The following is a 512-nucleotide window of genomic DNA, read 5'->3' as shown; positions in this document are numbered from 1 at the left end:
CTATTACTACGATCGATGCCAAAAATGACGATGAATTTAAAGAAATTACACTTGATAGGCAAGATTTTTGTGAAGATACTAATTTAGATTTTAGAACTGTAAAATCGGTTTGTAGAACACTTTTGAAGCAGGTCTATGAGATAGAAACCGAAAAGGTCTGGGAAGCATACCCTATTTATCAAGTTTTTAAATACGACAAGGATACAGGAGAAATCAAATTTAAATTTAATGACTATATGCGCCCATATTTATTAAAAATAGTTGAAAGTTTTACAAAATACCAAATTAAAAATATTATCAATATGACTTCTAAATATTCAATAAGGATATATCAAATTCTAAAAGATCTGAGAAATATAACAAGGCAAAAAGAATTTGAATTAGAAGAGTTTTGCGATTGGCTAGAAGTCCCAAAAAACAAAAGGCGTTGGGGAAATTTACAGTTTGATATTTTAGAGTTGGCCAAAAAGGAAATAAATGAACTGACCGACATTAAAATACTAGGCATATAT

The 512-nt window shown here is 29.1% G+C and carries 1 protein-coding gene; it reads left to right on the top strand.

What is annotated here, in order from left to right:
* Nucleotides 1–512 (top strand): replication initiation protein (locus tag CYP28_RS01885; protein WP_141090900.1); only part of this gene is annotated, 512 nt, incomplete at both ends.

The sequence above is a fragment of the Campylobacter concisus genome, assembly GCF_002914195.1.
Lineage (GTDB): Bacteria > Campylobacterota > Campylobacteria > Campylobacterales > Campylobacteraceae > Campylobacter_A > Campylobacter_A concisus_M.
This window is presented reverse-complemented; position numbering and strand designations above follow the sequence as displayed.